The 14,478-nt window shown below is 43.4% G+C and carries 10 protein-coding genes; 4 read left to right on the top strand and 6 right to left on the bottom strand.

Features of this window, described 5'->3' with window-relative positions:
* Window positions 1-70 precede the first annotated feature (70 nt).
* Window positions 71-1,708 (bottom strand): malate synthase A, encoded by a 1,638-nt coding sequence (gene aceB, locus G5S32_RS03215; protein ID WP_165310458.1) that lies wholly within the window; start codon window positions 1,706-1,708, stop codon window positions 71-73.
* Between the two features lie 588 nt (window positions 1,709-2,296).
* Window positions 2,297-3,202 (bottom strand): hydrogen peroxide-inducible genes activator, encoded by a 906-nt coding sequence (locus tag G5S32_RS03210; RefSeq protein WP_165310457.1) that lies wholly within the window; start codon window positions 3,200-3,202, stop codon window positions 2,297-2,299.
* 199 nt (window positions 3,203-3,401) lie between these two features.
* Between G5S32_RS03210 and G5S32_RS03205 the strand changes: the two genes are divergently transcribed.
* Together G5S32_RS03205 and G5S32_RS03200 are read left to right on the top strand one after the other, a co-directional pair.
* Entirely contained in the window at window positions 3,402-4,013 is a 612-nt protein-coding gene (locus G5S32_RS03205; RefSeq protein WP_042489622.1) for a peroxiredoxin C, read from the top strand.
* Window positions 4,014-4,323: 310 nt separating this feature from the next.
* Window positions 4,324-5,073 (top strand): copper homeostasis protein CutC, encoded by a 750-nt coding sequence (locus G5S32_RS03200; RefSeq protein ID WP_165310456.1) that lies wholly within the window; start codon window positions 4,324-4,326, stop codon window positions 5,071-5,073.
* Window positions 5,074-5,140: 67 nt separating this feature from the next.
* On the opposite strand, the gene phoU is transcribed toward G5S32_RS03200, so the two are convergent.
* From phoU to G5S32_RS03180, 4 genes are all read right to left on the bottom strand, one after another.
* Window positions 5,141-5,839 (bottom strand): phosphate signaling complex protein PhoU, encoded by a 699-nt coding sequence (phoU, locus tag G5S32_RS03195; protein ID WP_165310455.1) that lies wholly within the window; start codon window positions 5,837-5,839, stop codon window positions 5,141-5,143.
* 79 nt (window positions 5,840-5,918) lie between these two features.
* Window positions 5,919-6,737 carry a phosphate ABC transporter ATP-binding protein PstB gene (pstB, locus tag G5S32_RS03190; protein WP_165310454.1) on the bottom strand — a complete coding sequence of 273 codons (819 nt, stop codon included), beginning with the start codon at window positions 6,735-6,737 and terminating at the stop codon, window positions 5,919-5,921.
* A 2-nt stretch (window positions 6,738-6,739) separates the two neighbouring features.
* Entirely contained in the window at window positions 6,740-8,398 is a 1,659-nt protein-coding gene (gene pstA / locus G5S32_RS03185; RefSeq protein ID WP_165310453.1) for a phosphate ABC transporter permease PstA, read from the bottom strand.
* A 16-nt stretch (window positions 8,399-8,414) separates the two neighbouring features.
* Window positions 8,415-10,643 (bottom strand): ABC transporter permease subunit, encoded by a 2,229-nt coding sequence (locus G5S32_RS03180; RefSeq protein ID WP_165310452.1) that lies wholly within the window; start codon window positions 10,641-10,643, stop codon window positions 8,415-8,417.
* 216 nt (window positions 10,644-10,859) lie between these two features.
* On the opposite strand from G5S32_RS03180, the gene ppk1 reads away from it, so the two are divergent.
* Together ppk1 and ppx are read left to right on the top strand one after the other, a co-directional pair.
* Window positions 10,860-12,950 carry a polyphosphate kinase 1 gene (ppk1, locus tag G5S32_RS03175; RefSeq protein WP_165310451.1) on the top strand — a complete coding sequence of 697 codons (2,091 nt, stop codon included), beginning with the start codon at window positions 10,860-10,862 and terminating at the stop codon, window positions 12,948-12,950.
* 10 nt (window positions 12,951-12,960) lie between these two features.
* Window positions 12,961-14,460, top strand: a complete 1,500-nt coding sequence (ppx, locus tag G5S32_RS03170) for an exopolyphosphatase (protein WP_165310450.1) — start codon at window positions 12,961-12,963, stop codon at window positions 14,458-14,460.
* Window positions 14,461-14,478 lie beyond the last annotated feature (18 nt).

The raw sequence follows: 14,478 nt of genomic DNA, 5'->3' as shown, positions 1-14,478 counted from the left end.
TATTGAGCTGACTATTTGGTTGTTTCAGTTAAGTTTCACGTTAATGTTGTTATTGGTTGTAAAATTTTGCTTAATCTAAATATTCATAACCAGGCACGGTTAGGAAATTGGTTAGTTCATCGCTGGTCGTGAGTTTTTCCATTAACTCAGCGGCCTCACTAAATCTTCCACTATTGAAGCGATCATCACCCAGTTCAGATTTCACTACGTCGATCTCTTCAGCTAGGTATTGACGGAACAGATCTTTGGTGACGGTTTGACCGTTATCCAGAGACTTACCATGTTGAATCCATTGCCAAATCGAAGTACGAGATATTTCCGCTGTCGCCGCATCTTCCATCAGTCCATAGATAGGCACACAACCGTTACCAGAGATCCAAGCTTCAATGTATTGCAACGCAACACGAATGTTGTGTCTCATCCCCTCTTCGCTTCTTACTCCGTCACAAGGCATCAATAAGTCTTCTGCGGTGATAGGAGCATCGGACATGCGGCTCACATCCAGTTGGTTGTTACGTTCGCCAAGCACTTGGTTAAACACATCCATAGCGGTATCGGCAAGTCCCGGATGGGCAACCCAAGTACCGTCATGACCATTGGTCGCTTCCAGTAATTTGTCATTACGGATTTTGTCCTGAACCTGAGTATTCACTTGCGGATCTTTTGCTGGAATGAAAGCAGCCATCCCCCCCATCGCAAATGCACCACGCTTATGGCAGGTATAAATCAGCAGACGCGAGTAAGCGTTGAGGAAAGGCTTATCCATAGTCACTACCTGACGATCTGGCAGTACACGGTCTGCGTGTTTTTTCAGCGTTTTGATATAGCTGAAGATGTAATCCCAACGTCCGCAGTTGAGGCCAACAATATGCTCCTTGAGCGCAAACAGAATTTCATCCATTTGGAAAACAGCAGGCAAAGTTTCAATCAGTACTGTGGCTTTGATAGTGCCGGTTTCCAAACCAAAATAGTCTTCCGTGAAGTGGAATACATCACTCCACCATTGAGCCTCTTTATAGGCTTGTAACTTTGGTAAGTAGAAATATGGACCGCTGCCTTTTTTCAATAACGCTTTGTGGTTGTTGAAGAAATACAAAGCAAAATCAAACAGAGCGCCCGGAATGATTTGTCCGTCAAAGGTGACATGTTTTTCACGCAGATGCAGACCACGTACGCGACAAATCAGTACCGCTGGATCTTCTTTTAGTTGATAGTTTTTGCCGTTATCTGGATTGGTATAGCTGATGGTGCCATTCACAGCGTCGCGAAGGTTAATTTGGCCATCTAGCACTTTGTCCCAAGCCGGTGACATTGAGTCTTCAAAATCCGCCATAAACACTTTTACATTGGCATTCAATGCGTTAATTACCATCTTACGATCAGTAGGACCTGTAATTTCTACGCGGCGATCTTGCAAATCACTTGGGATACCGAGAATTTTCCAGCTTCCCTCGCGAATGTCTTGTGTTTCGGTAAGAAAATCTGGCAACTGACCGTTGTCGATTGTTTGTTGTTTGCGTTCACGTTCAGCGAGTAGCTCGTCTACTCTTGCCGCATAGCGAACACACAATTCGGATAGGAAAGCCTGAGCTTCACTTGGAAATATAACTTTATGCTGTGGAGCAAGCTCTCCAGTGATTGTTAATCGAGAGTGGCAACCTGACTCTCTCTCTAATGCGATATTCGAATCTGACGTTTGAGCAAACATATCTTCTTCCTTGTCACTTAAAATTTCATTTGTAACTTTAAAACCACAAATTACATTTTAATTTATTAAACCTTCCATGCTTTCCATGTCTATACAATCACTCAAAGCACACTCGATTTCAACGTTTACCAGACTAGACATAAGTCTATAAAAGTTAAATAAACACTAACTTGAAAAGCCTCTAAGTAAAAGACTAAAAATTCATTTAAGCAAAATTCAAAGTTTTCTTCGGTTCAATAATTAGTCAACTTTCAAACTCAAATTACGTAATAAATTACGTAATATAATTACATTTAATTTTACGTAGAAAATGCGCTTTAAACGAAATGAAATAGAATGTGAAAATTAGAAAGTGCAGTAACAGTGAAGGCTTGAATAAGAAATTGGCCATTTCTTTAAACACCAGCGAAGGTCAAAACTGTAAAATTAACTTTGTGAATTTTTACAATTTTATGAAAGCTTCATAATTTTAATTCTTGTGAAATTTCACAGAAAAAGAGATCTGAAAAGTATAAAAAACTAAAAAACGCACCAATCACAGTGAATTTTCACTACATATCATGGTGCGTTGCAACTATAGATGATCGTCTAAAGCATCTCCGACACCAGATCGGCAAGAAGATTAAAAGTGTGACTTCGAGAAGAGCTAGGACGCCAAATTAAGCCAATCTCTCGAAAAGCTTGCTGGCCTGGAGGATCGATCACCACAAGATTCTGGTTTTCTAATAATCCATGTTCAATCGCCATTTGTGGAATAAAGGTTGTTCCCAGACCATTGGCAACCATCTGTACCAGAGTATGTAGACTGGTTGCGGTGAACGGATTGATCTTCTCTTTATCGGTCAGCTTGCAGGCAGAAACGGCGTGCTCAGTTAAGCAATGCTCATTCTCCAATAGGAACACCGATTCATCCGGCAAATCTGCGTATTTAATTGGGACACGAATACCATCAGCTTGGTTTCGACTGATCACCATGCGAAAAGCATCGCGGCCAACTATACGACTTTCCATGTTTCCAATATCCATTGGCAGAGCAAGGATCAGAACATCTAACTCTCCGTTACGCAGACTCTGCAACAGATTCGCCGTCGTATCTTCTCTCAACAACAAATGCAGTTTTGGATAACGAATGTTGACTTCTTGAACCAGATCCACCAGCAAAAACGGAGCTATCGTAGGAATGCAGCCCAATCTCAGTTGCCCTTCCATCGCATCGGTTTGGCACAGCTTACCCACTTCGACCAAATCCTGTCCTTTGGCGAGAAGTTCCCTTCCTCGTTTTACAACTTGCTCCCCAGCAAGGGTAAAAACTAATGGGCTTTTCTTATCTTTCTTTTCATACAGAGGGCAACCAATCAGTTCTTCTAGGTTTTGAATACCTTTGCTCAAGGTTGACTGACTGACGAAGCAACGCAGTGCAGCTTCACTAAAATGACGGGTTTCGTGTAGCGTTACTAAGTAATGCAGCTGTTTTAAACTTGGCCATTTATTCATATTAGATATTAGTCTGTTACGTAATTCGGTTAAGGAAATTCAGTTCGAGTTTATTATCGCTTTTTTCGATTAAGTTAATCTATTTAATTCGCTTTTTTCTATTTAAGAAAATGTACTATAGTTTGTCACGTACATACATGGACAAAGCTGACAACAATGAGAGTCGGCTTAACATAATTTAATGCTTAGGAGCAAAAAAATGGTACTAGTAGGTCGTCAAGCCCCTGATTTTACTGCAGCAGCAGTACTTGGTAACGGTGAAATCGTTGATACATTCAACTTCAAAGAATTCACTAAAGGTAAGAAAGCAGTAGTATTCTTCTACCCTCTAGATTTCACTTTCGTTTGCCCATCAGAATTGATCGCATTCGACAAGCGTTTCGAAGACTTCCAAGCTAAAGGCGTTGAAGTTATCGGTGTTTCTATCGATTCACAATTCTCTCACAACGCATGGCGTAACACTGCTATCGCTGATGGCGGTATCGGTCAAGTTAAATACCCTCTAGTTGCTGACGTTAAGCACGAAATCGTTAAAGCTTACGACGTTGAGCACCCAGAAGCAGGCGTTGCTTTCCGTGGTTCTTTCCTAATTGACGAAGACGGTCTAGTACGTCACCAAGTAGTTAACGACCTACCACTAGGTCGTAACATCGACGAAATGCTACGTATGGTTGACGCTCTAAACTTCCACCAAAAACACGGTGAAGTATGTCCAGCACAGTGGGAAGAAGGTAAAGCAGGTATGGACGCATCTCCAAAAGGTGTTGCTGCATTCCTATCTGAGCACTCAGACGACCTAGGTAAAAAGTAATCACTTCTTAGCTCGAGCGCTCAACTCGGGTTAATGGTTGGACAATATATAAAGCGATAACGCACCGCCAATCAGTTAAGAAGTAAAGTCTTTTACAAGCTCAAAGCATCTGCTTTGAGCTTTTTTATTTATACCTGCTAATTGGCATCGAACACGAACACGCACAACCATCCATGGCGCTCTGATGTGCCCTCCATGGCACATAAGGTTCGCTTATCGATACCAATTTCCAGCTTTAGCGATTGGATGCAGTAAAAACTCCGCTGATTGATATACACTTAGCTGCAAATAAAACAGCGGTAAGCCCATCATGAACTACAACGTTGAAGTTTGTATCGACAACTTAGAATCCCTGCATTTAGCCATTGAAGGCGGTGCTAACCGTATCGAACTGTGCTCTTCTCTAGCACTCGGTGGACTCACGCCAAGTTTTGGCATGATGAAGCAAGCAGCAAAATTATCGACGATTCCTGTCTACGCCATGATACGCCCACGCCAAGGCGATTTTCTTTATGATGAAGATGACGTCGAATCCATGCTTTACGATATTGATGCTGCTGCTGAAGCAGGCTTACAAGGTATTGTGTTTGGCATTCTGACAGCTGAAGGCAGCATCGACATGAATAAATGCGCCCGCATTGTTAATCACGCTAAGCTCAATGGCTTAGGCGTCACTTTTCACCGCGCAATTGACCAATGCCATAACCATCATCAAGCACTCGAAAACATTATTGAGCTCGGATGTGAGCGAGTACTCACATCAGGACTAGCGAGTAATGCATTAGCGGGGGTAGATGTCATCGCAGAAATGGTGCAGCTAGCGAAGGGACGAGTATCAATAATGGCTGGAGCAGGTGTATCTAGTGAAAACGTAGAAGCGATTGTGACTCAGACTTTGGTAAAAGAAGTTCACCTATCGGGTAAATCAACCCGAACAAGTCACATGAAGCTGAAAGCGAACGCAGCGAAAATGGGTAATCAGAACCTCGATGACTTCATAGTGCCAGTGACTGATCCAGAAGCCATTCGCAAAGTAGCGAACATTATAAAATCACTTTAGTTTTGGCTATGAGTGTTTTGATAAAGAGCGTTTTGATAAAGAGCGTTTTGATAACGAGCGTTCAGTTTTAACGAAGAGCGTCATCAATAGACTGTTCGCCCAAGTGGCGAACGTCTTTGCCTTTAACAAAGTAAATGATGTATTCACAGATATTTTGGCAACGATCCCCCACACGCTCAATAGCACGGGCAGACCACATGACTTGCAGAATATGCGGAATGTTCTTCGGGTCTTCCATCATATAAGTCATCAGCTGGCGAATCACAGCTTCATACTCTTTATCTAGCTTGTCATCTAGCTTATAAACTTCCGCAGCTGCTTCCACATCCATACGCGCAAAAGCGTCCAGTACTTTATGTAACATCGCCACAGCACTGCGACACAAAGGTTCTAAGGAGACCTGAAACTGAGTCTCTTTTGAAGAAGGGCTCTCAATCGCTACGTATGCCATTTTAGTTGCCACATCACCGATACGTTCAAGATCGGTAATGGTTTTGATGATTGCCATGATCAGACGTAAGTCTTTTGCTGCGGGTTGACGTTTAGCAATAATGCGGGTACAAGCTTCATCGATAGAGACTTCCATCGCATTCACTTTGTGATCATCACGCACCACTTTTCTTGCGAGATCAATATCCTGCTTATTCACCGCTTGCATCGCATATGACAGCTGCTGCTCGACCAGTCCGCCCATGGTTAATACATGCGTACGAATAGATTCAAGCTCAACGTTGAATTGACCAGAAATATGGCGACCTAGCTGCATGATGGATCCTTAACTCGCAGAGTTCTTTTGTATTACAAAGGTTCTTCTAAACAAATCTTTTAAGAAAATCGTTTTTGGCTTAACCGTATCGACCAGTAATGTAGTCTTCGGTTTTCTTTTTCAATGGCGAAGTAAAAATAGAGTCAGTATCTGAGTACTCGATCAATTTTCCCATATGAATGAAGGCTGTATGGTCACTCACCCTTGCCGCTTGTTGCATGTTGTGGGTAACAATCACAACCGTATATTTGGTTTTGAGTTCGTGGATCAACTCTTCGATGGTCAATGTCGAAATCGGATCAAGCGCCGAGGTTGGTTCATCAAGCAGAAGTACTTCAGGTTCAATAGCGATAGCTCGGGCAATGACTAAACGCTGCTGCTGACCGCCAGACAAACCAAAAGCATTTTCATGCAGACGATGTTTTACTTCATCCCACAGCGCCGCTGCACGCAGTGAGCGCTCAACCGCGTCATCTAAAGTGCGACTGTTCTTTATTCCCTGTAAACGTAGACCGTAAACCACGTTCTCGTAAATAGATTTAGGAAACGGATTCGGGCGCTGAAACACCATCCCTACACGACGTCTGAGCGTTGCAACATCCACATCGGGATGATAAACATTTTTGCCATGCAGCTTGATTTCACCCTCAACACGACAGGCTTCCACTAAATCGTTCATGCGATTAATACAGCGCAGTAATGTCGATTTACCACAGCCAGAAGGGCCGATAAATGCCGTCACTTGTCCTTTAGGAATACGCATAGAGATATCGCTCAACGCTTTTGCCTGACCATAGAACAAACTCAAGCCTTCAATAGAAATTGAGGTTTGCTGATCAGTTAAATTGTTTACGTCTAACGGAGCCTGATAGCCCAAAGTTTGATTAACAGAAAACATGCTTAATCTTGTCCTAAAGTACGATATTTCTCGCGCAAATTATTACGAATGCTAATGGCTGTTAAGTTCAAAGCCACAATGACCGTTACAAGTAAAAATGATGTCGCGTACACCAACGGTCGCGCGGTCTCGATGTTGGTAGTCTGGAAACCTACATCGTAAATATGAAAACCTAAATGCATAAACTTACGTTCCAGATGAACATAAGGGAACTCGGCATCCACTGGCAAGCTTGAAGCAATTTTCACCACCCCCACCAGCATTAATGGCGCAACCTCTCCGGCAGCACGAGCTATCGCTAATATCAATCCTGTAATCATAGCAGGGCTAGCCATAGGCAAGACAATTCGCCAGATTGTTTCGAACTGAGTTGCTCCTAAAGCCAGTGAACCATGGCGTACTGAGTTAGGAATTCGAGTTAAACCTTCTTCTGTCGTCACGATCACCACAGGCAACGTCAGAACAGCTAGTGTGAGTGCTGACCATAACAAACCAGGCGTACCAAACGTAGGAGCAGGCAGTCGCTCTGCGTAGAACAAGCTATCGATCGATGAACCTATGGTGTAAACAAAGAAACCCAAACCAAATACGCCATATACGATAGAAGGTACACCAGCTAAGTTGATAACCGCGACCCGAATAATACGAGTAAAGGTATTATCTTTCGCATATTCATGAAGATATATCGCTGCCACCACCCCCAAAGGCATCACGATAACCGACATCAGTAACACCAGAAATACAGTGCCAAAAATGGCAGGAAACACACCACCTTCAGAGTTCGATTCACGAGGGTTGTCTGACAAGAACGCCCAGACCTGCTTCGACCACTGCGTGAGCTTTTCCAATGTATTCATATCGTTGGGATACCAAATATCCAAAATATGGCTGACCGGAATACGTACTTTCGCTCCAGTCATATCCTCAACAATAAGAGTTTGCAGACCTAGCTGCTTTCTCAGCAAATCAAGATGTTCTTCCGCTTGTTTTCGCTTACCATCCAGCACTTGTTTTTGTTGCAGGTAGTTGGCTTGATAGTCTTCGGTTAATTTGCCATTTAACTCAAGACGTCTCCTTTCAAGTCTCAGCTTTTCAGATGCGATACTGACCACACGAATCTCTTGCTCAATCACTGTATCTATCTGCTCTCGCAAAGTGGTGACTTCTTGCAAACCACGTTCTAGAAGCGTTGAGATATAGGAACTGACCTGACCATCTGCTTTTTCAAAACCAACAGGCTTACCAAAAAACTGCCCGTCACGAGTACGTTCGATGACTGCCCAGCCAGTTGGTTTTTCTGGCTCAGAAACATTGTCGGCTAATAATGAGATGAAATCCGCTTGATACAATTCTCGGTTGGCGACTTTAATACTTAATCGCTCAGTGGTTCCCTCTTCCAATGCTTCTGGAGAAAGCGCAATCTTCATCTCTTTTAAGTGACTCACAGGCACACTTTCAGAAGCATACAACTGCCCAACGATCACATTATTAGGCTCAGTTAAGCTATGCCATTGATACAATGGCGCAGGCCAGAAGTAGGTTAACCCTTTCCAACCGATCAATAGCAATAGACCCAGTACTGAGATCAAACTTAGGCTCACCGCACCACCGGTCAGCCATATCCAAGGAGAGCCTGATTTAAACCACTTCAATAACGACATTTAGCTATCCAACCCATTACAGTGAACGATAACGCGCACGAAGGCGCTGACGAACCCATTCAGCAATGGAGTTCACTGCAAATGTAAATACAAACAGAAGTAATGCAGCCAAGAACAGAATTCTAAAATGAGAACTGCCGACTTCTGATTCAGGAAGTTCTACAGCGATCGTCGCCGATAAAGTGCGCATTCCTTCCAATATATTCCAATCCATAATCGGTGTATTACCTGTCGCCATTAAGACGATCATCGTTTCCCCCACCGCTCGACCTAACCCCATCATAATGGCGGAGAAAATACCTGGGCTCGCAGTTAACAACACAACATTCACTAATGTCTGCCAAGCGGTCGCCCCCAATGCCAACGAACCATCTGATAAGTGTTTAGGCACCGAGAAAATGGCATCTTCTGCAATGGTAAATATGGTTGGGATCACCGCAAACCCCATAGCAAAACCAACCACCAGCGCATTTCGCTGGTCAAAGTCGATACCGTGTGAAGCAAGAAGCAATCGGACATCACCATCAAATAACCACATCTCAATTTCGTTGGTTAACGACAATATCAAGGCAACAAAGACAATCAGACAAGGGATGAGAATCAACGAATGCCAACCATTGGCTTTTCGAACCATTGAGCGCGGCAACCAAGCCCAAGCAAGACCAATCAGAAAGATAGCGACAGGAAGCAAAACAAACAGAGCGGTTATTGATGCTAAGTTTGCCTCAACAATCGGCGCAAACCACAAACCAGCAAGAAAGCCGATAATAACCGTCGGCAGCGCTTCCATCAGCTCAACTGTCGGTTTCACTATTCGGCGCATTTTCGGTGCCATAAAGTAAGCGGTATAGATTGCACCCAAAACAGCAATAGGGACAGCAAACAACATGGCATAAAAAGCGGCTTTCAAGGTACCAAATGCAATAGGAACCAAGCTGAATTTGGCTTCAAAATCATCACCTCCTGACGTTGACTGCCAGACATATTGAGGCTCAGGGTAGCTTTCGTACCACACTTTCTGCCATAACGATGAAAACGACACTTCCGGATAACCGTTATCCACTTCCGCTACACTGATTTTTCCATCAGAGTACGTTGCTAAGTAGCGCTCATTGTCTGACATAGCAGCTAAAGTCGGCGCTTTTGAGTAAGCACGTTCAAAAATCACCAGCTTTTCACTAGTGGTGTAGTGACTTTGTACCGAACCATTTTTGTAGAAACTGTAAAAACCTTTACGGTAGGTATCTGGCAGTAGCATGGTCATTTCAGAAGCCAGTTTAAACTCACGAATATGCGTTAACTTACGCTCGCCCTCTTGGATATCCGCAGTATGCAAAACATCAAACCATTGAGAAACCAAACCGTCACTGTGGGAAACTAATACCGAATGAGCGCCAGATAAAAGTGTAATAGCCGTTACCTGATGTTTGCGATCGCCCAAACTTAAGTCGACCACTTCACGCACGCTAAAAGACATTCCCTCTCGCTGAGCAACGACAAGATCGGAACCTGAACGAATGAATAGCGTTTTTGCGTCTGGCGTTAATAACAGTTGGTCAACGTTGCCAAATTCTGTAGGAAAACGAAACTCACCTTGCAGTTTCTGCTCTGAAACATCAACCCAGCGAACTATCACAGAATGATCGCTGAGATAACTCGCAAACACGGTTTCATCGTCAGTCACGGTGAAACTGAATTTTTCAACAGCGACTCCCTGAGGAGCAAGTTTAAAGTTTTTCGGCAATGGCAGATGTTCGAGTTCAGGCGTAAAACCACGACCTTGTTTGGTCATTGAGTAGAGAAATTGAGGGCGAACGACAACAACATTTTTCTCACGATCAGACATTGCGAACCAACCGGAATCTCTCGCTGCCGTAGCAAACACTGTTGGCTTAATCTTCAAGTGCTCTAGCCAAATAGGAGAGCTTTTTTCATGATTCAACAACCAAAACTCAGCGCTCGCATCTTTGTCACTTTCGTTTGAGCGAACAATAAAAGCGCGTTCACCGTATTCATCGATAGCCAGATACTGAGGAGCGGAAGCAGAAATAGGCTGACTGGCAAAGTTTGGTACCAGCTTGGCATCAGAAAACAGAGGCAGAACGACCATTGCAAGGTAGACAAAAATAAGTACCAAAGCACCTAGCACACTCACGCCACCGCATGTCACTGCAAGACGAACCAAACGATCTTTGATTAATCGTTTCTGATCTCGTTCTCTCAATGAAAATGTGCTTTGAACCATTTAAAAATCTACCTATTCTGCCAGAATGTCATAGTATGTCGTTTAGGTGACAATTATATTACAAAGCGCATTAAACAACTGAAAATAAAACAACTCTAAGAATAAAAATACTCACTGCAATAAAAACGTCACATTAGAGCAATATTTTGCATACGTTAACGCCTCGCGTTAACAGCTGTAAGTTATAACGTCAAACGATCAGTCAGTAGGTGTATCATGAGTACGGATAAGCTGTATATCGACAAGGAATTAAGTTGGCTTTCATTCAACGAGCGCGTATTACAAGAAGCCGCAGATAAAACCGTACCCCTTATCGAAAGAATTCGATTTTTAGGAATATTTTCCAACAACTTAGATGAGTTTTACAAGGTGCGATTTGCTGATGTAAAACGCATGATCCTCATCAATCGTGAACGTGGTGGCAGTGATGAATCCAAACATCTGCTGTCGCAAATGCAAACCAAAGCCTACAAACTCAATCAGGACTTTGATCAGCTCTACAGTGATCTGATCTTAGAAATGGCGAGAAGGCGGATTTTTCTGGTAAATGAAACCCAGCTTGATGAAACTCAACAACGCTGGATCACCAAATATTTCCAGAAAGATGTCCTTCCCCATATCACCCCCCTTCTGATGCGCGACGATATTGACGTTCTTCAGTTCCTCAAAGATGAATACGCATACATTACCGTTGAGTTGAAAAAGGGCGAAAGCAGCCAGTACGCTCTGATAGAAATCCCAACCGATCATCTGCCTCGCTTCGTTATGGTGCCGGAGCAAAAAGGCAAACGTCGTAAAACCATCATCTTGCTTGATAACATTATCCGTTACTGCCTCGAGAGTATTTTCCAAGGCTTTTTCGATTACGACAGTATTGCTGGCTACTCGATGAAAATGACGCGAGATGCAGAATACGACTTGGGTCATGAAGTGGAATACAGCTTACTCGAGCAAATGTCTGAAGGTTTAAGTCAGCGCTTGACTGCAATGCCAGTGCGTTTTGTCTATGAACGTGAAATGCCAGAAACCATGTTGCGGTTCTTATGTGACAAGCTGAAAATTTCACACTACGACAGCTTGCTGCCGGGTAGCCGTTATCACAACTTCAAAGACTTTATTGGCTTTCCAAACTTTGGTCGCGACTATCTAGAAAACAAACCATTACCGCCACTTAGTTGTGCAGACTTCGACGGTTACCCAAACTCATTTGAGGCGATCAAAGCCAAAGATATTTTACTTCACTACCCGTATCACAGCTTCGACCACATTACTGAGCTGGTGAGACAAGCCTCTTTCGACCCGAAAGTCATAAGTATCAAAATTAACGTTTATCGCGTGGCGAAAGATTCACGTTTAATGAACTCGCTTATTGACGCGGTACATAACGGCAAGCGCGTAGTCGTAGTGGTTGAGCTTCAAGCTCGATTCGATGAAGAAGCCAATATTGAATGGTCACGAATTCTAACGGAAGCTGGCGTACACGTTATCTTTGGTACTCCGGGTATGAAGATTCATGCCAAATTATTGCTTATCACACGTAAAGAAGAAGATGCATTTGTCCGCTATGCACATATCGGTACAGGTAACTTCCACGAGAAAACTGCACGTATCTATACAGACTTCTCTCTGCTCACTGCTGATGAGGAATTGACGACCGAAGTTCGCAGCGTTTTCAACTACATTGAAAGTCCATTCCGCCCTGTTAGATTTAACCATTTGATTGTATCACCACGAAACTCACGAACTCGCTTATACCGTTTGATTGACAGCGAAATCGCTAATGCTCGTGCAGGGAAAAAAGCAGCTATCACAATTAAGCTAAATAACCTTGTAGACAAAGGATTAATCAACAAACTTTATGGGGCAAGTGCTGCAGGGGTGAAAATCAGGATGATCATCCGTGGTATGTGTTCATTAGTTCCAGGAGTTGAAGGCGTGAGTGACAACATTGAAGTCATCAGCATCGTTGACCGATTCTTGGAGCACCCGCGCGTATTTATGACCCACAATGATGGCGACCCACAAATCTATATCTCTTCTGCAGACTGGATGACACGTAATATCGATTACCGTATCGAAGTGACCACACCTATCCGCGATGAGCGTTTGAAGAAAAAAATCATCGATATATTAAACATTCAGTTTACAGATACGGTAAAAGCGCGTGTTATAGATAAAGAGATGAGTAACAGCTACGTAAAACGTGGCAATCGCAAAAAAATACGTTCTCAAATAGCGATTTATGACTATCTTAAAAATGTAGAAAAACAAACACGTAAACAAGGGGCTATCGCCCATCAAGAGTAAGTTACCGCCTATGAACCAACCCATTTCAAGCCGTGAAATTGCCGCCATTGATTTAGGCTCAAACAGTTTCCATATGGTCGTTGCGAAAGTCGTCGATCAAGATTTGCAACTTATTAGCCGTCATAAGCAGCGCGTACGCTTAGCATCTGGGTTGGATTCTCTCGGTAATCTTGATAATCCATCCATTGAATGCGGCCTTGAATGTTTAGCGATGTTCGCTGAACGAATTCAGGGGTTTGAACCAGACAATGTTCGTATTGCAGCGACTCATACACTACGTCGCGCAAACAATGCCCATATCTTTATCCAACGAGCTCGTGAGGTGATGCCTTTTCCTATCGAGATCATTCCCGGTAGCGAAGAAGCTCGTCTGATATATCTCGGTGTTGCTCATACTCAACCACAATCAGATTCTATGTTGGTGGTGGATATTGGAGGTGGCAGCACCGAAATGATCATAGGTAAAGGGTTTGAAGCTGAACTAGTCAACAGCAAGCAGATGGGCTGTGTCAGTTACACCCACCAGTATTTTGCCAACGGAAAACTGTCGAAGAAAAACTTCGCACAAGCTATCTTAGCCGCAGAACAGAAACTGGAGTCTATGGCTTCTAAGTATCGTAAAAAAGGCTGGCAAAGTGCGTTTGGTTCATCAGGCACTATCAAAGCGATTCATGAAGTTTTGATCGGTTTAGGCGACGAAGACGGCATCATCACACCGGATCGCTTGAACAAGTTGATCGACAAACTGTGTGAATGGAACAAGATTGACGATATTGATTTACCGACGCTGACTGAAGATCGAAAGCCTGTATTTGCTGCGGGTGTCGCAATCTTGTCGGCAATATTTAAAGATCTGCATATCAAAGAAATGTTCTTTTCAGACGGCGCATTGCGTGAAGGTCTGCTTTACGAAATGGAAGATCGCTTTAAGTATTCCGACATTCGTCTGCGCACCACAGAGAACCTTGCGGCTAAACACTTAGTAGACCTTGAACACGCAGCTCAAGTGAAAGGATACGCCCGTGATTTTCTCGACAATGTCTCTTCTGAACTTGGCTTAAAAGCGGGTAGCGAATTGTTTGACCTATTGGAATGGAGTGCATTGCTGCACGAAGTAGGTTTGAGCATCAGCTTGCAAGCTTTCCATCGCCACTCGGCTTATATCCTACGTCATACCAACATGCCGGGATTTAACAGTGAGCAACAGCTAGTACTTTCAACCTTAGCTCGCTTTCAACGTAAAGCACTAAAACTCAATGAGATGAATGACTTCTCGCTGTTCAAGAAAAAACACATCACGGGTCTGATACGTGTATTGCGCTTGGCGATTTTAGTCAACGGTCAGCGCAATGACGATGCGTTACCAGAGCTCACTTTAAGTGCTAAAGATGATGAATGGACATTAAGCTGCGTTGATAAAGACTGGCTGGAAAACAACAAACTATTGCATGCGGATTTGCTGACAGAGCAAGAATACTGGAGTGCAGTCGGTTGGGATTTGAAGTTCTAATTTTACTAGTGCATTAAA

Origin of the sequence: Vibrio ziniensis (assembly GCF_011064285.1) — a bacterium.
GTDB classification, from domain to species: Bacteria; Pseudomonadota; Gammaproteobacteria; order Enterobacterales; family Vibrionaceae; genus Vibrio; species Vibrio ziniensis.
This window is presented reverse-complemented; position numbering and strand designations above follow the sequence as displayed.